Source organism: Pseudomonas sp. SWI36 (genome assembly GCF_002948105.1).
In the GTDB taxonomy this organism is placed as follows: Bacteria; Pseudomonadota; Gammaproteobacteria; order Pseudomonadales; family Pseudomonadaceae; genus Aquipseudomonas; species Aquipseudomonas alloputida.
Map to the genome: position 1 here is coordinate 743,913 of NZ_CP026675.1, position 17,281 is coordinate 761,193.

Annotated in this window: 17 protein-coding genes; all 17 read right to left on the reverse strand. The window is 63.0% G+C overall.

The window, feature by feature from the left end; genetic code table 11:
- Positions 1-21 precede the first annotated feature (21 nt).
- The 17 genes from C4Q27_RS03655 to fliO all read right to left on the reverse strand — a co-directional run bounded on the left by C4Q27_RS03655 (position 22) and on the right by fliO (position 17,269).
- Positions 22-915, reverse strand: coding sequence for a CheW domain-containing protein (locus tag C4Q27_RS03655; RefSeq protein WP_104886509.1), 894 nt, complete (start codon positions 913-915; stop codon positions 22-24).
- Positions 915-1,703 carry a ParA family protein gene (locus tag C4Q27_RS03660; RefSeq protein ID WP_010955064.1) on the reverse strand — a complete coding sequence of 263 codons (789 nt, stop codon included), beginning with the start codon at positions 1,701-1,703 and terminating at the stop codon, positions 915-917. The genes C4Q27_RS03655 and C4Q27_RS03660 overlap by 1 nt, the downstream gene beginning before the upstream one ends.
- Before the next feature lie 223 nt (positions 1,704-1,926).
- On the reverse strand, positions 1,927-2,784 hold the full coding sequence (gene motD, locus C4Q27_RS03670; RefSeq protein ID WP_104886510.1) for a flagellar motor protein MotD: 858 nt from the start codon (positions 2,782-2,784) through the stop codon (positions 1,927-1,929).
- Between the two features lie 3 nt (positions 2,785-2,787).
- The gene (locus tag C4Q27_RS03675) at positions 2,788-3,528 is read right to left on the reverse strand and encodes a flagellar motor protein (protein WP_014590163.1); all 741 of its coding nucleotides are present in this window, start codon (positions 3,526-3,528) and stop codon (positions 2,788-2,790) included.
- Positions 3,528-4,640 (reverse strand): chemotaxis response regulator protein-glutamate methylesterase, encoded by a 1,113-nt coding sequence (locus C4Q27_RS03680; RefSeq protein WP_020191817.1) that lies wholly within the window; start codon positions 4,638-4,640, stop codon positions 3,528-3,530. Before C4Q27_RS03680 ends, C4Q27_RS03675 begins: the two co-directional genes overlap by 1 nt.
- 46 nt (positions 4,641-4,686) lie before the next feature.
- On the reverse strand, positions 4,687-6,936 hold the full coding sequence (locus C4Q27_RS03685; protein ID WP_104886511.1) for a chemotaxis protein CheA: 2,250 nt from the start codon (positions 6,934-6,936) through the stop codon (positions 4,687-4,689).
- 12 nt (positions 6,937-6,948) lie between these two features.
- Positions 6,949-7,737, reverse strand: a complete 789-nt coding sequence (locus C4Q27_RS03690) for a protein phosphatase CheZ (protein ID WP_010955069.1) — start codon at positions 7,735-7,737, stop codon at positions 6,949-6,951.
- A 21-nt stretch (positions 7,738-7,758) separates the two neighbouring features.
- A complete protein-coding gene (locus tag C4Q27_RS03695) occupies positions 7,759-8,133 on the reverse strand; it encodes a chemotaxis response regulator CheY (protein ID WP_010955070.1) in 375 nt (124 codons plus the stop codon).
- 107 nt (positions 8,134-8,240) lie between these two features.
- Complete coding sequence (gene fliA, locus C4Q27_RS03700; RefSeq protein WP_003254406.1) at positions 8,241-8,981, reverse strand: RNA polymerase sigma factor FliA; 741 nt, start codon at positions 8,979-8,981, stop codon at positions 8,241-8,243.
- Complete coding sequence (fleN, locus tag C4Q27_RS03705) at positions 8,978-9,811, reverse strand: flagellar synthesis regulator FleN (protein WP_003254408.1); 834 nt, start codon at positions 9,809-9,811, stop codon at positions 8,978-8,980. The genes fliA and fleN overlap by 4 nt, the downstream gene beginning before the upstream one ends.
- A gap of 93 nt (positions 9,812-9,904) precedes the next feature.
- Positions 9,905-11,212 (reverse strand): flagellar biosynthesis protein FlhF, encoded by a 1,308-nt coding sequence (flhF, locus tag C4Q27_RS03710; RefSeq protein ID WP_014590160.1) that lies wholly within the window; start codon positions 11,210-11,212, stop codon positions 9,905-9,907.
- A gap of 11 nt (positions 11,213-11,223) precedes the next feature.
- Positions 11,224-13,353 (reverse strand): flagellar biosynthesis protein FlhA, encoded by a 2,130-nt coding sequence (gene flhA / locus C4Q27_RS03715; RefSeq protein WP_003254410.1) that lies wholly within the window; start codon positions 13,351-13,353, stop codon positions 11,224-11,226.
- Between the two features lie 506 nt (positions 13,354-13,859).
- Positions 13,860-15,002 carry a flagellar biosynthesis protein FlhB gene (gene flhB / locus C4Q27_RS03725; protein ID WP_104886512.1) on the reverse strand — a complete coding sequence of 381 codons (1,143 nt, stop codon included), beginning with the start codon at positions 15,000-15,002 and terminating at the stop codon, positions 13,860-13,862.
- Between the two features lie 2 nt (positions 15,003-15,004).
- Positions 15,005-15,781, reverse strand: a complete 777-nt coding sequence (fliR, locus tag C4Q27_RS03730) for a flagellar biosynthetic protein FliR (protein WP_104886513.1) — start codon at positions 15,779-15,781, stop codon at positions 15,005-15,007.
- 7 nt (positions 15,782-15,788) lie between these two features.
- Complete coding sequence (fliQ, locus tag C4Q27_RS03735; protein WP_014590156.1) at positions 15,789-16,058, reverse strand: flagellar biosynthesis protein FliQ; 270 nt, start codon at positions 16,056-16,058, stop codon at positions 15,789-15,791.
- 21 nt (positions 16,059-16,079) lie between these two features.
- On the reverse strand, positions 16,080-16,835 hold the full coding sequence (fliP, locus tag C4Q27_RS03740) for a flagellar type III secretion system pore protein FliP (RefSeq protein ID WP_104886514.1): 756 nt from the start codon (positions 16,833-16,835) through the stop codon (positions 16,080-16,082).
- Complete coding sequence (fliO, locus tag C4Q27_RS03745) at positions 16,835-17,269, reverse strand: flagellar biosynthetic protein FliO (RefSeq protein WP_050545952.1); 435 nt, start codon at positions 17,267-17,269, stop codon at positions 16,835-16,837. The genes fliP and fliO overlap by 1 nt, the downstream gene beginning before the upstream one ends.
- Between the last annotated feature and the right edge of the window lie 12 nt (positions 17,270-17,281).

Genomic DNA, 17,281 nt, shown 5'->3' on the forward strand with positions numbered 1-17,281 from the left:
CCGTTGGCGGTATGTTCTGTGTCATTTCTGTTTGGCGTGCATCTGCTTGACCGCACCGCTGGCGATCAGCTCGGCCAGTGCGGCGACGTCGAGCAGTGCGCACATGTGTTCGATTACGGTGCCGGCCAGCCACGGGCGCTGGCCACGCTGGCTGCGCCACTTGATCTCCGACGGGTCCAGGCGCAGCGAGCGACTGACCTGATGCACCGCCAGCCCCCATTCATAGCTCTGCACCGAAATCACGTATTGCAGGCCCTGGCGAAAATCATCGCGGTAGCGGTCGGGCATTACCCAACGCGCAGTGTCCAGCACCTTCAGGTTGCCGGCCTGGCAGGTCAGGATGCCGAGGAACCAGTCGGGCTGGCCGAACAGTGGTGTCAGCTCCTGGCCAGCCAGGGTGTAGATCGAGCCCAGGCACACCAGCGGCACCGCCAGGGTCAGGCCGGCAACGTCGAACAGCAGGCATTCGAACGGCTCGGCCGCCCACACCGGACGACCGTCGACAGTGGCCGGGGGCACGGGCAGGTTGGGCGCCGGCAGATGCACATCGACCAGCGGCACAGCCGGTTCCACGGTTTGTTCTTCGATCAGTACCGGGATGCTGGCTTCGGCCACGATCTCCTGCTCGACCACCGTCACCACCGGGGCTTCCACCGGCATCACGCTGGGCAGTACCGCCAGCCGGGGTTCGGCGAATGGCCGCGGGGCAAAGCTGGCGGCGGCTTCGGCGGGCTCAGGCCGGGCTGGCTGTCGGGCATCGCGTGCCTGCTCCTCGCGCACCGCCTCGGCGAATTCATCCGCCACTGCCGGCTGCTCGCTCAGGTCTTCGGCCTCGGTGGCCTCCTGCAGCAAGCCGTCCAGGTACGATTGCAGGGCCATCTGGGGCCGGGTGCTGGTTTGCCGGGTTTGAGTCATCAGGCCACCTGCACTGCGTTCTTGTAGGTGAGCAGGTGCTTGAGCAGCGCCCTGTAGGCGATCAACCCACGGCTCTTGCTGTCGAACTGCGAAGGCGTGACGCCCTTGCGACTGGCATCGCGCAGGCGCGTATCCACCGGGATGTAGCCCTGCCACACATGCTGCCCGTAGGTGTCACGCAGCAACTTGAGGGTGCCCAGCGACGCCTGGGTACGACGGTCGAACAGGGTCGGCACGATCTGGTACGGCAGCGCCTGCTTGCGCGAACGGTTGACCATGGCCAGGGTGCCGACCATGCGTTCCAGGCCCTTCACGGCAAGAAATTCGGTTTGCACCGGGATCACCAGCTGCTGGCTGGCGGCCAGGGCATTGACCATCAGCACACCCAGCAAGGGTGGGCTGTCGATCAGGGCATAGTCGAAATCCTGCCACAGCTGCGCCAGACTCTTGGCGATTACCAGGCCCAGGCCATTCTGCCCTGGCGACTGGCGCTCCAGCACCGCCAGGGCGGTACTCGACGGCAACAGCGAAATGCGCTCATCGCTGGTGGGCAGCAGCAGTTGCCCGGGCAAGCCTTCGGGCACCGTGCCCTTGTGCAGGAACAGGTCGTAGCAGCTGTGCTCCAGGGCATCCGGGTTGTGCCCGAAGTAGCTGGTCATCGAGCCGTGCGGGTCGAGGTCGACGACGACCACGCGCTTGCCGGCCTCGGCCAGCAGGCCGGCCAGGGCAATGGTAGTGGTGGTCTTGCCGACGCCACCTTTTTGATTGGCTACTGCCCAGACTCTCATCAAGCAAACTCTATCTATTGATTTGGCAGGGACACTGTAGAAACAACCGTCATGCGCAAAACTTCAAAACTCGCACGCCCCTCTGTGGGAGCGGGCAAGCCCGCGAATACCGGCGTAGCCGGTGCCATTCACCGAGTCGCTGGCTTCGCGGGCATGCCCGCTGCCACAGGGGACGGCGGCACATTCAAAATCGTGTTCGTATCAGCGACGGGGAATTGACGTATCACGGCTTCGCTACCGTTGCTTGTATTGCCGGTGCACTTTGTGTGCCAGCCCGGCGCAATGCGGCATCCGGTGTGGCATTGGCGCTGCCCGAGCCTGTCAGGCTGCGGCGCACTTCCAGGTTACGGGAAATCACCAGCACCACCCGGCGGTTGCGTGCGCGCCCTTCGGCGGTATCGTTGCTGGCCACCGGCTGGTACTCGCCATAGCCCACCGAAGCCATGCGCGCCGGGTTGACGCCCTCCATGGCCAGCAGCCGCACGATGCTGGCCGCGCGCGCCGAGGACAACTCCCAGTTGGTAGGGTACTGCGCGGTGCGGATCGGCAGGTTGTCGGTGAAGCCTTCGACGTGCACCGGGTTGGCGAACGGCTTGAGGATGCTGGCCACCTTCTCGATGATCGCAAACGCCTTGTCACTGGGCATCGCGTCACCACTGCCAAACAGCAGCGACGAGTTGAGCTCGATCTCGATCCATAGCTCGTTGCCGCGCACGGTCATCTGGTCGCTGTTGATCAGGTCGCCGAAGGCATCGCGCACGTCATCGCTGATGGTTTTCAACGGGTCGACATTGGTCGCCGCCAGGCCCGCTTCGGTCTGCTCGCTGTCTTTGACCAGCGGTTCGGCCGGGCGCACGCTCAGCGGCTGCTCATCGCCAATCGGGATCGGCTTCATGCTGCGCTCGGGGTCGTTGAATACCCCGAGCAAGGCCTGGGAAATAACCTTGTACTTGCCCTCGTTGATCGAGGAAATGGAATACATCACCACGAAGAAGGCGAACAGCAACGTGATGAAGTCGGCGTACGACACCAGCCAGCGCTCGTGGTTTTCGTGTTCCTCGGTATGACGACGGCGACGCATGGGTTACTCCATGAAGCCTTGCAGCTTCAGCTCGATCGAGCGCGGGTTTTCACCTTCGGCAATCGACAGCAGGCCTTCGAGCAGCATTTCGCGGTAGCGCGACTGGCGCATGACGATGGCCTTGAGCTTGCTGGCGACCGGCAATAGCACAAGGTTGGCACTGGCCACACCGTAAATGGTCGCGACAAAAGCCACGGCAATGCCATTGCCCAGTTGCGACGGGTCGGCCAGATTGCCCATCACATGGATAAGGCCCATGACCGCACCGATGATGCCGATGGTCGGCGCATAGCCGCCCATGCTTTCGAATACCTTGGCTGCCTGGATGTCACGGCCCTCCTGGGTAAGGAGGTCGACCTCGAGGATGCTGCGGATGGCTTCCGGCTCGGCGCCATCCACCAGCAGTTGCAGGCCCTTGCGCGCATAGGGGTCGGGCTCGCTGTCCGCTACCCCTTCCAGGCCCAGCAGGCCTTCTTTGCGAGCGGTCAGGCTCCAGTTCACCACGCGGTCGATACCGCCCGCCAGGTCGACCCGCGGAGGAAACAGGATCCAACGCAAAATCTGCAAGGCGCGCTTGAACGACGACAGCGGCGACTGCAACAACGCCGCCGCCAGGGTGCCTCCCAGCACGATCAGAGCCGCCGGGCCATTGACCAGTGCACCGACATGACCGCCTTCAAGGAAGTTGCCACCGACAATGGCAACGAAAGCCAGGATCAGACCGATCAGGCTGAGGACGTCCATCAGACGCACGCCTCCACCAGGTGCTTGCCGATTTCGTCCAGGCTGTACACGGCATCCGCCAGGTTGGCCTTGACGATGGCCATGGGCATGCCATAAATCACGCAGCTGGCTTCATCCTGGGCCCACACCGTGCTGCCCCCCTGCTTGAGCAGGCGCGCGCCTTCGCGGCCATCGGCGCCCATGCCGGTGAGCACCACCGACAACACCTTGTCACCGTACGACTTGGCCGCCGAACCGAAGGTGATGTCCACGCACGGTTTGTAGTTCAGGCGCTCGTCGCCGGGCAGGATCTTCACCGTGCCACGGCCATCGATCATCATCTGCTTGCCACCGGGGGCCAGCAGGGCCAGGCCCGGGCGCAGCATGTCGCCGTCTTCGGCTTCCTTGACGCTGATGCGGCACAGCTTGTCCAGGCGTTCGGCAAACGCTTTGGTGAAGGCCGCCGGCATGTGCTGGATCAACACGATCGGTGCCGGGAAATTGGCCGGCAGCTGGGTCAGTACCCGCTGCAGCGCCACCGGCCCCCCCGTGGAGGTACCGATAGCCACCAGTTTGTAGGGTTTGCGCTTGGGTGCCGGCGACTGCGAGGCCGCCGGCGTCGGGGCCACTGCACGGGCAGGCGCTGCCGGGCGCGTCTGCGCCTGGCTGGTAAAGGTGCTGGCCGGCGCTGGCGCGGCGACCGGCGCCGTTCTGGCATAGCTGCCGATCCGGCGGTTGCTGCGCGAAATGGTGTGCACCTTCTCGCACAGCAACTGCTTGACCTTGTCAGGGTTGCGCGAGATGTCCTCGAAGTTTTTCGGCAGGTAGTCCACTGCGCCGGCATCCAGCGCGTCGAGGGTGACGCGGGCGCCTTCATGGGTCAGCGACGAGAACATCAACACGGGCGTCGGGCAGCGCTGCATGATGTGCCGCACGGCGGTAATGCCATCCATCATGGGCATTTCGTAGTCCATGGTGATCACATCGGGCTTGAGCGCCAGCGCCTGGTCGATTGCTTCCTTGCCGTTGGTCGCGGTACCCACTACCTGGATCGTTGGATCCGCCGAGAGGATTTCCGAGACACGGCGGCGGAAGAAACCAGAATCATCCACCACCAGGACCTTGACTGCCATAAACACTCCATTAGGCGGCGCAACCCGCCAGGGCGCGCCACCGAAATCAAATACGCCGCGCGGCGTAACGCTTGAGCATGCTCGGGACGTCGAGAATCAACGCGATGCGACCGTCGCCGGTAATGGTGGCCCCGGACATGCCCGGGGTGCCTTGCAGCATCTTGCCCAGCGGCTTGATGACCACTTCTTCCTGGCCCACCAGCTGATCAACGACAAAACCGATGCGCTGGGTGCCGACCGACAGAATCACCACGTGGCCCTCGTGCTGCTCTTCGTGCACCTGGCCCTGGACCAGCCAGCGCTTGAGGTAGAACAGCGGCAGCGCCTTGTCACGTACGATCACCACTTCCTGGCCGTCGACCACGTTGGTGCGCGACAGGTCGAGGTGGAAGATCTCGTTGACGTTGACCAGCGGGAAGGCAAACGCCTGGTTGCCCAGCATCACCATCAGGGTGGGCATGATCGCCAGGGTCAGCGGCACCTTGATGACGATCTTGGAGCCTTGGCCCTTGGCCGAGAAAATGTTGATCGAGCCGTTGAGCTGGGAGATCTTGGTTTTCACCACGTCCATGCCCACGCCACGCCCGGACACATCGGAAATCTCGGTCTTGGTCGAGAAGCCAGGGGCGAAGATCAGGTTGTAGCAGTCCGACTCGCTCAGGCGCTCGGCGGCGTCTTTGTCCATCAGGCCCTTTTCTACGGCCTTGGCACGCAGGATGTTCGGGTCCATGCCCTTGCCGTCGTCCGAGATCGACAGCAGGATGTGGTCGCCTTCCTGTTCGGCCGACAGCACTACACGGCCAGTACGCGCCTTGCCAGACGTTTCACGCTCGTCGGGCATCTCGATACCGTGGTCGACCGCATTGCGCACCAAGTGCACCAGCGGGTCGGCCAAGGCTTCTACGAGGTTCTTGTCAAGGTCGGTCTCTTCGCCGACCAGCTCCAGATTGATCTCTTTCTTCAACTGGCGCGCCAGGTCGCGGACCAGGCGCGGGAAGCGGCCGAAGACCTTCTTGATCGGCTGCATACGGGTTTTCATCACCGCGGTCTGCAGGTCGGCGGTGACCACGTCAAGGTTGGACACGGCCTTGGACATGGCCTCGTCGCCGCTGTTCAGGCCCAGGCGCACCAGGCGGTTACGCACCAGCACCAGTTCGCCGACCATGTTCATGATCTCGTCCAGGCGCGCGGTGTCGACGCGCACGGTGGTTTCCGCTTCGCTGGCGGCGTGCTTTTCGGCGGCCGGGGCCGGCGCGCGAGGCGCCGCGGCAGGTTTGCTGGCCGGCGAAGGCGCTGGCGCTGGCGCGGCAGCGGGCTTGGTCACTGGCGGGCTTTCGGCCTTGGCGGCAGCCGGCGCTTGCGCCTGGACAGCAGCCGGGGCTTCTACAGCGGCAACATCGCCACCAAACTTGCCCTTGCCGTGCAACTGGTCCAGCAGGGCTTCGAACTCGTGCTCGCTGATTTCATCGCTGGCTGCGCTGTTGTCTGGCGCGGCAGGTGCTGGTGCCTGGGCGGCTGGCAAGGCGCCAGCCTGGAAGGTGCCCTTGCCATGCAACTGGTCGAGCAGCGATTCGAATTCGGCGTCGGTGATCTCATCACTGACCGCTTCGCTGCTGACGGCAACCGGCGGCGCGGCGACCTCGGCATTGAACTGGCCCTTGCCGTGCAACTGGTCGAGCAGCGATTCGAACTCGGCGTCGGTGATTTCATCACCAGCACCGCTGACAGTCTCGCCCTGCATCTGCTCGTCGGCCGCCGCTTGCGCCTTGATCGCGTCGAGCGAGTCGAGCAACTGCTCGAACTCACTGTCAGTGATGTCCTGGTGTTGCTCCTCGGCCTCGGCCGGCGCTGCAGCCACCACGTCGGCAACCGGCGCCGGTGCAGGCGCTGCAACAGCTTCGGCTGCGCCAGGTTCGGCCAGGCGCGACAGCGCTGCCAGCAGTGCGGGGGTGGCCGGTGTCACTTCGGCACGCTCGCGCACCTGGCCGAACATGCTGTTGACCGTATCCAGTGCCTCGAGCACCACATCCATCAGTTCCGCATCGACACGGCGCTCACCTTTGCGCAGGACGTCGAACACGTTCTCGGCGATATGGCAGCACTCCACCAGCTCGTTCAGCTGAAGGAAGCCGGCGCCCCCTTTTACAGTGTGGAAACCGCGAAAGATCGCATTGAGCAGGTCGGCATCGTCAGGTCGGCTTTCCAGCTCGACCAGTTGCTCGGACAATTGCTCAAGTATTTCGCCGGCCTCTACCAGGAAATCCTGGAGGATTTCTTCATCGGCGCCGAAGCTCATCAAACGTGCTCCTTAAAAACCAAGGCTGGACAGCAGATCATCGACATCGTCCTGACCGGACACGACGTCTTCACGCTTATCGGCATGAATCTGCGGACCTTCACCCCGAGTCGGATGTTTTTCTCGATCTTTTTCTGCACGCAATTGATCGTGGTCATGTTTTATACCGGCAAAGCGGTCGACCTGGCTGGCCATCAGCACCAGCTTGAGCAGGTTGCTTTCCACCTCGGTCACCAGTGTGGTGACGCGCTTGATCACCTGGCCGGTCAGGTCCTGATAGTCCTGGGCCAGCAAAATGTCGTTGAGGTGCCCGGAAACCTTGCGGTTACCTTCGGCGCTGTGCGTCAGGAAACTGTCGACTCGCTTGACCAGATCACGAAATTCCGGCGCAGCCACTTCGCGGCGCATGAAGCGCTGCCAGTCGGTGCTCAGGGCCTTGGCCTCGTTGGCCAGCTCATTGAGCACCGGTGTGCTTTCCTCGACCAGGTCCATGGTGCGGTTGGCCGCGCCCTCGGTGAGCTTGACCACATACGACAGGCGCTCGGTGGCGTCGGTAATCTGCGACACCTCTTCTGCCTGCGGCATGGTGGGGTCGATCTGGAAACTGACGATGGCACTGTGCAGCTCGCGAGTCAGCTTGCCGACTTCCTGGTACAGGCCGCGGTCGCGGGTCTGGTTCAGTTCGTGAATCAACTGTACCGCCTCGCCGAAACGGCCCCGCTCCAGGCTTTCGACCAACTCCTGGGCATGCTTCTTCAGGGTCGACTCGAACTCGCCCAAAGACGTTTGTGATGAATCCATGACGCGCCCCCCTGACGTGACTCAGCCGTTGACGCGTTCGAAGATCTTCTCGATCTTCTCTTTGAGCACCTGAGCGGTGAACGGCTTGACCACGTAACCATTGACGCCGGCCTGGGCCGCTTCAATGATCTGGTCGCGCTTGGCTTCAGCGGTCACCATCAAGACCGGCATGCTTTTCAGCTTGTCGCTGGCACGCACTTTACGCAGCAGGTCGATGCCGGACATGCCCGGCATGTTCCAGTCGGTCACCAGGAAGTCGTAGTGACCGTTTTCCAGCATCGGCAACGCCGTGGTGCCGTCATCGGCTTCGTCGGTGTTGGTGAAACCCAGGTCACGCAACAGGTTCTTGATGATCCGCCGCATCGTCGAAAAGTCGTCAACGATGAGGATTTTCATGTTCTTGTCCAATTAGACCTCCAAGCAGTCTCAAACGCGCTCGGCCTACCGAGCACGCACTCATTCAATTCGGTACAACGTGGAAAACGACTGCAACGACAGTGGGCTCAACGCGCCCGCCATTCCCCCAGGCGGCTGCGCAGGCGCGCGGCACATTGGCTGTGCAACTGGCTGACCCGCGACTCGCTGACACCCAGCACCTCACCGATCTCCTTGAGGTTCAGCTCTTCGTCGTAGTACAGCGCCAGCACCAGGCGCTCACGCTCCGGCAGGTTGGCGATAGCCTCGGTCAGGGCAGCCTGGAAGCGCTCCTCCTCCAGGCCGCGCGCAGGTTCGACCTGGCCACTGGCGCCATCCTCATGCAGCCCTTCGTGCTCGCCGTCCTGCAACAGGTCGTCGAAGCTGAACAGGCGGCTGCCCAGGGTATCGTTCAAGATCCCGTAGTAATCATCGAGACTCAATTGGAGTTCGGCAGCAACTTCATGATCTTTAGCGTCACGGCCTGTTCTGGCTTCAACCGCACGCATGGCATCACTGACCATACGGGTGTTGCGGTGTACCGAACGCGGCGCCCAATCGCCTTTGCGCACTTCGTCCAGCATGGCCCCGCGGATGCGGATGCCGGCGTAGGTCTCAAAGCTGGCGCCCTTGCTGGCGTCGTATTTGTTGGCCACTTCCAGCAGGCCAATCATGCCGGCCTGGATCAGGTCCTCGACTTGCACATTGGCCGGCAAGCGCGCCAACAGGTGGTAGGCGATGCGCTTGACCAGCGGCGCGTAGCGTTCGATCAGCTCGTACTGGGCGTCCTTCGCCGCCCGGCTGTACATCTTGAAGCCGCTGGCGTTCATAGTACGGGTCCCGCGCTGGTGGGTTGCACCAAGCGCTCGACAAAGAACTCCAGATGGCCGCGCGGATTGGCCGGCAGCGGCCAGCTGTCGACCTTCTGGGCAATCGCCTTGAAGGCCAGCGCGCACTTGGAGCGAGGGAAGGCTTCGTAGACGGCACGCTGCTTCTGCACCGCCTTGCGCACGCACTCGTCGTACGGCACAGCCCCCACGTACTGCAGGGCAACGTCAAGGAAGCGGTCGGTGACCTTGGTCAGCTTGGCAAACAGGTTGCGCCCTTCCTGCGGGCTCTGCGCCATGTTGGCCAAAACACGGAAACGGTTCATGCCATAGTCGCGATTGAGCAGCTTGATCAACGCGTAGGCGTCGGTAATCGAGGTAGGTTCATCACACACCACCAGCAGCACTTCCTGGGCGGCGCGAACGAAGCTGACCACCGAGTCACCGATACCCGCAGCGGTATCGATCACCAACACATCGAGGTTGTCGCCGATCTCGCTGAACGCCTGGATCAACCCGGCATGCTGGGCCGGGGCCAGATGCACCATGCTCTGGGTGCCCGAGGCTGCCGGTACGATACGCACACCGCCGGGGCCCTGCAGCATCACGTCACGCAGCTCGCAACGCCCTTCAATCACATCGGCGAGGGTACGTTTGGGGGTAAGGCCCAGCAACACGTCGACATTGGCCAGGCCCAGGTCGGCGTCCAGCAGCATGACCCTGCGGCCAAGCTCGGCCAGCGCCAGGGACAAGTTCACTGAAACGTTAGTCTTGCCGACGCCACCTTTGCCACCGGTCACGGCGATCACCTGTACGGGATGCATGCTACCCATGTCTGTTCTTTACCTTGTCTCGCTGGGACTCAGGCCACACGTAGGGCAATTCTGCGTGCCCCTTGGCATAGCGACTTTGCACACGCTTCATGGTCAACCCGCTCGCCGTGGGTTGTGATAGAGATCAGCGAACATGTCGGCCATGGCCTCTTCGCTGGGCTCGTCCTGCTGCTGCACATTCACCGCCCGCGTGACCAACTGGTGGCCCCGCGGCAGGTGCAGGTCGTCAGGAATGCGTGGGCCATCGGTAAGATAGGCCACTGGCAGTTCATGACTGATGGCAAGGCTCAACACATCGCCAAGGCTCGCCGTTTCATCGAGTTTGGTCAGGATGCAGCCGGCCAGGCCACAGCGCTTGTAGCTGTGGTAGGCGGCGGTCAGCACCTGCTTCTGGCTGGTGGTGGCCAGCACCAGGTAGTTCTTCGCGGCAATGCCACGCCCGGCCAAGGTTTCCAGTTGCATGCGCAGCGCAGGGTCGCTGGCTTGCAGGCCGGCAGTATCGATCAGCACCACGCGCTTGCGCAGCAGTGGTTCCAGCGCTGCTGCCAGCGACTGGCCCGGGTCGACGTAAGTCACCGGCACGTTGAGGATGCGGCCCAGGGTCTTGAGCTGCTCCTGGGCGCCGATACGGAAGCTGTCCATGCTCACCAGCGCCAGGTTCTGCGCGCCGTACTTGAGCACGTAGCGCGCGGCCAGCTTGGCCAGGGTGGTGGTCTTGCCCATGCCCGCCGGGCCGACCATGGCAATCACCCCGCCCTCTTCGATCGGCTCGATTTCAGGCACTTCGATCATCCGCGCCAAGTGAGCCAGCAGCATGCGCCAGGCCTGGCGCGGCTCTTCGATCTCGGCGGTCAGGTCCAGCAGCTCGCGGGCGATCGGCCCGGACAGGCCAATACGCTGCAGGCGGCGCCAAAGGTTGGCCTGCTGCGGCTTGCTGCCCTGCAGCTGATTCCAGGCCAGCGAGCCGAGTTGCACTTCCAGCAGCTCGCGCAGGCCCGACAGCTCGGAGCGCATGGCATCGAACAGGCGTGGGTCAACCGGCGCAGCAGCCGGTACGGCGGCGGCCTCCGGGGCCTCGACGTGCGGCTCGATCAACGGTTCGGCAGCGGTCAAAGATTGCCCGGCGAACAATTGGCGGTTGTTGTCGCTGCTGTCCTGGCGCTGGTCCAGCTCGGCCTGGGCAGTGGCAATGCGCGTATGGGTCTTGCGCAGCTCTTCTTCCAGCTCGGCGTTGGGCACACGCGGGGCCAGGGCGGACAGCTTGTAGTCCAGCGCGGCCGTCAGCTCGACACCACCGGCAATGCGGCGGTTGCCAATGATCGCGGCATCGGCGCCCAGCTCGTCACGGACCAGTTTCATGGCCTGACGCATATCGGCGGCGAAAAATCGCTTAACTTGCATTATCCCCTACCTCAGCCGTTAGGGCCCACGGTGGCAACGATGGTGACTTGCTTGTTGTCAGGTATTTCCTGATACGCCAGAACATGCAAATTCGGTACAGCCAGGCGACCGAAACGCGACAACATAGCGCGGATCGGGCCGGCGACCAGCAGAATGGCCGGCTGACCCTGCATTTCCTGGCGCTGGGCCGCCTCGATCAGCGAACGTTGCAGCTTCTCGGCCATGCTAGGTTCCAGAAGAACACCGTCTTCCTGACCCTGCCCGGCCCTTTGCAGACTATTCAGCAAAATCTGTTCCAACCTTGGCTCCAGGGTAATCACTGGTAGCTCCGACTCAACGCCGACAATGCTTTGCACGATGGCGCGACACAATCCGACGCGCACCACCGCCACCAGCGCGGCGGTATCTTGACTCTTGCCCGCGTTGTTCGCGATGGCCTCGGCAATACTGCGAATATCGCGCACTGGCACCTGTTCCGACAACAGGGCTTGCAGCACCTTGAGCAGCCCCGACAAGGAAATGACGCCCGGCACCAGCTCTTCTGCAAGTTTAGGCGATGCCTTGGCCAGCACCTGCAGCAGCTGCTGAACCTCTTCGTGGCCGATCAGCTCGTGGCAGTGCTTCTGCAGGATCTGGTTGAGGTGGGTGGCCACCACGGTGCTGGCATCGACCACGGTGTAACCCAGCGACTGCGCCTGTGAGCGCTGGCCGACGTCGATCCACACCGCCTCCAGGCCAAACGCCGGGTCGCGCGCGGCAATACCGTTGAGGGTGCCAAACACCTGCCCAGGGTTGATCGCCAGTTCGCGGTCCGGATAGATCTCCGCCTCGGCCAGAATCACCCCCATCAGGGTCAGGCGGTACGCGCTGGGTTGCAGGTCGAGGTTGTCACGAATGTGCACGGTGGGCATCAGGAAACCCAGGTCCTGCGACAGCTTCTTGCGCACGCCCTTAATCCGCGCCAGCAGCTGGCCGCCCTGGTTGCGATCGACCAGCGGGATCAGCCGATAGCCGACCTCCAGGCCGATCATGTCGATAGGGGTGACGTCGTCCCAACCCAGCTCCTTGGTTTCCAGCGCGCGCTGTGGCGAGGGCAGCAGGTCCTGCTGGCGCTGCGCCTCTTGCTGGGCTTTGACCTTGGCCTGCTGCTGCTTCTTCCACACCAGGTAGGCGCCGCCGGCCGCCATCAGGCCAAGGCTGAGGAAGGCAATGTGCGGCATGCCCGGCACCAGGCCCATGACGATCATCAGCCCCGCCGACACCGCCAGCGCCTTGGGCGAATCGAACATCTGCCGGTTGATCAGCTTGCCCATGTCTTCAGAGCCTGAAGCACGGGTGACCATGATCGCGGCGGCGGTGGACAGCAGCAGTGATGGCAATTGCGCCACCAAACCGTCACCAATGGTCAGCAGGGCATAGACCTTGCCGGCCTCGCTGAACGACATATTGTGCTGCAGCATGCCGATGAGCATGCCACCGATCAGGTTGATGAACAGGATCAGCAAGCCAGCGATGGCGTCGCCGCGCACGAACTTGCTGGCACCGTCCATCGAACCGTAGAACTCGGCCTCCTGCGCCACCTCGGCACGGCGGTGCTTAGCCTGGGCCTGGTCGATCAGGCCGGCATTGAGGTCGGCGTCGATGGCCATCTGCTTGCCAGGCATGGCGTCGAGGGTGAAACGCGCACTCACTTCCGAGATACGCCCGGCACCCTTGGTCACCACCACGAAGTTGATGATCATGAGGATGGCGAATACCACGGCACCGACCACGTAGTTACCGCCGATCACCACCTCACCGAAGGCCTGGATCACTTTACCGGCAGCGCCATGGCCCTCCTGGCCATGCAGCATGACCACACGGGTGGACGCGACGTTCAGGGCCAGGCGCAACAACGTGGCCACCAGCAGGATGGTGGGGAACGCGGCAAAGTCGAGCGGGCGCAGGGCGTATACACAGACCAGCAGCACCACGATCGACAGGGCGATGTTGAAGGTGAAGAACACGTCGAGCAGGAACGGCGGTATCGGCAACATCATCATTGCCAACATCACCAGCAGCAACAGCGGCACACCCAGGTTGCCCCGGCCGAGCCCGGCCAGGTTGTTGCGGGCGTTGCTGATTAACTGAGTGCGATCCACCGCGAGTCCTCTTGATGCAAAACTTTGACGCCCAGGGGGCGCCTGGGCGTGGCTTTGCAAGAAGCTTTCCAACTTTGCTCGGCGAAGGATTTATGTTGCTGGTACCGGCCCTTTCGCGGGTAAACCCGCTCCTACGACGGGCTGTGCCCAAACAACAATGTGTGTCCACCCCCGATAGGCGTAGGAGCGGGTTTACCCGCGAATACGGTAGCGGCGGCGACGGTGAACGACGGGTGAAAATTGGCCAGCAGGCCCGGCCCTTTCGCGGGTGAACCCGCTCCTACGACGGCCTGCGCCCGATCACCGATGTGTGCCCACTGTAGGAGCGGGTTTACCCGCGAATACGGTAGCGGCGGCAACGGTGAGCGGCGGGTGGAAATTGGCCAGCAGGCCCGGCCCTTTCGCGGGTGAACCCGCTCCTACGACAGCCTATGCCCCAATCACCAACATGTGCCCACCGTGGGAGCGGGCGCGCCCGCGAAAGGGCCAGAAGCCGTGACACAAGATCAACTGTCGCGGCGCAGGTCCGGCGGGATCGGCAGGTCGTCCTTCAGCGGCTCTGGGCGCTTGCCCTTGCCGGCGCGGTATTGGCGAATCTGGAACACATACGCCAGCACCTGCGCCACCGCCAGGTACAGCCCCGCCGGGATCTCCTGCTCAAGTTCGGTGGAGTAATAAATCGCCCGCGCCAGCGCCGGCGATTCGAGGATCTGAATGTTGTGCTCCACGCCAATTTCACGAATCTTCAACGCCATGAAATCGCTACCCTTGGCCAGCAGCAACGGCGCCGCACCGCCTTTCTCCGGGTCGTATTGCAAAGCCACCGCATAATGCGTCGGGTTGGTGATGATCACGTCTGCATCCGGCACCGCCGCCATCATGCGCCGCTGCGACACCTCGCGCTGCAGTTGGCGAATACGTTGCTTGACCTCGGGCTTGCCTTCGCTGTCCTTGTACTCGTCGCGCACTTCCTGCTTGGTCATCTTCATTTTCTTGTGCGTCTGGTACAGCTGGAACGGCACATCTGCCGCGGCAATCAGCAACAGCCCGGCTGACATCCACAAGGCACTCCAGCCCACCACCTGCAAGCTATGGATGATCGCCTGCTCCAGCGGCTCATTGGCAATCGACAGCAAGGCCTGGCGATCACCGGAGAGCACCACCACCGCCACCACCAGAATCACGAAGAACTTGGCCAGCGCCTTGAGCAATTCAGTCAGGGCCTGCATCGAGAACATGCGCTTGATCCCCGCCAGCGGGTTCATGCGGCTGAATTTGGGCTGCAGCAAGCTGCCCGAGAACAGGAAGCCGCTAAGCGCGATGGGCGCCACGAAGGAAACCACGAACAGCAGGATCAGCACCGGCTGCACCGCCCATATGGCCATCTTGCCCGAGGCCAGCAGGAAGGCACCCATGGCCCGTTCATCGACGATGATGTCGCGGGTCAAACTGAAGTTCATGCGCATCAACGCAAGCAATGTCTCGGCCACGTGGCCGCCGAACGCCAGGAGGCCACCGGCACCCGCCAGGGTCACCGCCACCGTGTTCAGCTCCTTGGAGCGGGCGACCTCGCCCTTCTCGCGGGCGTCGCGCTTGCGCTTTTCGGTGGGGTCTTCTGTCTTGTCCTGACCGCTCTCGCTTTCTGCCATGCTCAGCGCACCCTCGCCAGCTCACGCAGCCATTGCAGCGTTTCGCTGGCCAATGCCTGATAGTGGGACAGGACATCGGCCAGGCCGACCCAGAAGATGAACATGCCCATGACCAAGGTCAGCGGGAAGCCGATGGAGAAAATGTTCAGCTGCGGCGCGGCGCGGGTCATTACGCCAAAGGCAATGTTCACCACCAGCAGCGCAGCGATCACCGGCAGAATCAACAGCAGGCCGGCACCGAACACCCAGCCCATGCGCCCGGCCAGCTCCCAGAAGTGGTTGACCACCAGCGCACTCCCCACCGGCAAGGTGGTAAAACTTTCGGTCAGTACCTCGAACACCACTAGGTGGCCGTTCATCAACAGGAACAACACACTCACCAGCATGGTCATGAACTGGCTGATTACCGTGACGTTGACACCGTTGGCGGGGTCGACCATCGAGGCGAACGCCATACCCATCTGTACCGCGACGATTTGCCCGGCAACCACGAAAGCCTGAAACAGCAACTGCAAGGCCAGGCCAAACAGCGCACCGACGATGATCTGCTCGGCGCACAGCAGCATACCGCGCAGGCTCAACGGGTCGAACTCGGGCAGCGGCGGCAATGCCGGCACGATCACCACGGTCACCGCCACCCCCACGTACAGGCGAATCCGCGCCGGCAACATGCGGGTACCGAAGATTGGCATGGTCATCAGCACCGCAGTCACCCTGAACAACGGCAGGATGAAGGTGGCGACCCAGGTGCCAATCTGCGTGTCGGTCAGCTCCAGCATCGCCGCGTCAACCAATGAGCTGCGGGATGTTGGTGTAAAGGGTGGTGAAGTACTCCATGAACTTCTGCACCAGCCACGGCCCGGCGATGATCAGCGTGATCAGCATCACCAGCAGGCGCGGCAAAAAGCTCAAGGTCTGTTCGTTGATCTGCGTGGCAGCCTGGAACATCGCCACCACCAGGCCCACCAACAGGCTCGGCACCACCAGCACGGCGACCATGAGGGTGGTCAGCCACAGGGCATCACGAAACAGGTCGACAGCGACTTCAGGTGTCATCGGCGGCTCTCCTTGACGGCGTCAGACGCCGCCGAAACTGCTGGCCAGGGTGCCCATGATCAACGCCCAACCATCGACCAGCACGAACAGCATGATCTTGAAAGGTAGCGAGATGATCAGCGGCGACAGCATCATCATACCCATCGCCATCAGCACACTGGCCACGACCATGTCGATGATCAGGAACGGGATGAAGATCATGAAACCGATCTGGAACGCCGTCTTCAACTCGGAAGTGACGAACGCCGGCACCAGGATCGTCAGCGGCACCTGGTCGGGGCCGGCGATGTCGGTACGCTTGGACAAGCGTATGAACAGGTCAAGGTCGCTTTGCCGGGTTTGCGCCAGCATGAAGTCCTTGAGCGGCCCCTGGGCCTTGTCGATCGCCTGCTGGGCAGTCATCTGCTCCTTCAGGTAAGGCTGCAGCGCGTCCTGGTTCACCCGATCGAACACCGGCGCCATGATGAACATGGTCAGGAACAGCGCCATGCCGGTCAGCAACTGGTTGGACGGCGTCTGCTGCAGGCCCAGGGCCTGGCGCAGGATCGAGAACACGATGATGATGCGGGTAAAGCTGGTCATCAGGATGACGAACGCCGGGATGAAGCTCAGCGCGGTCATGATCAGCAGGATTTGCAGACTGACCGAATATTCCTGTTGCCCGTCCGGGGTGCTGGACAGGGTGATGGCCGGGATCGACAGCGGGTCGGCGGCCAGGGCCAGCGGCGCAGCCAGCAGCAGCGCCAGAGTCAACAACGTACGCAGCGCGCCGCTCATCACTTGTTGTCCTTAGGGTCCTTGCCCATCAGCTCCATCAGCCGCTGGGCAAACTCCGGCGTCGCCTGACGGACGCTTGCCGGCACTTCCACGGGTTCGGCCAGTACGTGCAGCGCCTCGATACTGCCGGGGGTATGGCCGATCAGGATCTGCTCCTTGCCCACCTGCACCAGCAGCAGGCGGTCACGCGGGCCGATGGCACGGCTGCCGACAATCTCGATCACCTGCCCACCCTTCACTGCGGTGCTCTGCAGGCGCCGCAGCAGCCAGGCCAGAAAGAAGATCAGGCCCACCACCAGCAGCAGGCCCAAGACCATCTGCGCCAGCTGCCCGCCAAGACTGCCAGGTTGAGCCGCCGGGGTGGCTGCTGGCGTGGCCGCAGCCAGGCAGGCGTGGCTGGCGAACAGCACCGCTGCCGCAGCGATGGCGCGCATCGTGCCCTTCAC

Bases quoted from the DNA above. Each gene is read 5' to 3' on its own strand.
- fliP (WP_104886514.1), bottom strand. From the start codon at position 16,835: ATGAGCGGCGCGCTGCGTACGTTGTTGACTCTGGCGCTGCTGCTGGCT.
- C4Q27_RS03655 (WP_104886509.1), bottom strand. From the start codon at position 915: ATGACTCAAACCCGGCAAACCAGCACCCGGCCCCAGATGGCCCTGCAA.
- fliR (WP_104886513.1), bottom strand. From the start codon at position 15,781: ATGCTGGAGCTGACCGACACGCAGATTGGCACCTGGGTCGCCACCTTC.
- C4Q27_RS03680 (WP_020191817.1), bottom strand. From the start codon at position 4,640: ATGGCAGTCAAGGTCCTGGTGGTGGATGATTCTGGTTTCTTCCGCCGC.
- fliQ (WP_014590156.1), bottom strand. From the start codon at position 16,058: ATGACACCTGAAGTCGCTGTCGACCTGTTTCGTGATGCCCTGTGGCTG.
- C4Q27_RS03675 (WP_014590163.1), bottom strand. From the start codon at position 3,528: ATGGACGTCCTCAGCCTGATCGGTCTGATCCTGGCTTTCGTTGCCATT.
- C4Q27_RS03685 (WP_104886511.1), bottom strand. From the start codon at position 6,936: ATGAGCTTCGGCGCCGATGAAGAAATCCTCCAGGATTTCCTGGTAGAG.
- C4Q27_RS03695 (WP_010955070.1), bottom strand. From the start codon at position 8,133: ATGAAAATCCTCATCGTTGACGACTTTTCGACGATGCGGCGGATCATC.
- fleN (WP_003254408.1), bottom strand. From the start codon at position 9,811: ATGGGTAGCATGCATCCCGTACAGGTGATCGCCGTGACCGGTGGCAAA.
- flhF (WP_014590160.1), bottom strand. From the start codon at position 11,212: ATGCAAGTTAAGCGATTTTTCGCCGCCGATATGCGTCAGGCCATGAAA.
- flhB (WP_104886512.1), bottom strand. From the start codon at position 15,002: ATGGCAGAAAGCGAGAGCGGTCAGGACAAGACAGAAGACCCCACCGAA.
- fliA (WP_003254406.1), bottom strand. From the start codon at position 8,981: ATGAACGCCAGCGGCTTCAAGATGTACAGCCGGGCGGCGAAGGACGCC.
- motD (WP_104886510.1), bottom strand. From the start codon at position 2,784: ATGCGTCGCCGTCGTCATACCGAGGAACACGAAAACCACGAGCGCTGG.
- C4Q27_RS03660 (WP_010955064.1), bottom strand. From the start codon at position 1,703: ATGAGAGTCTGGGCAGTAGCCAATCAAAAAGGTGGCGTCGGCAAGACC.
- C4Q27_RS03690 (WP_010955069.1), bottom strand. From the start codon at position 7,737: ATGGATTCATCACAAACGTCTTTGGGCGAGTTCGAGTCGACCCTGAAG.
- fliO (WP_050545952.1), bottom strand. From the start codon at position 17,269: ATGCGCGCCATCGCTGCGGCAGCGGTGCTGTTCGCCAGCCACGCCTGC.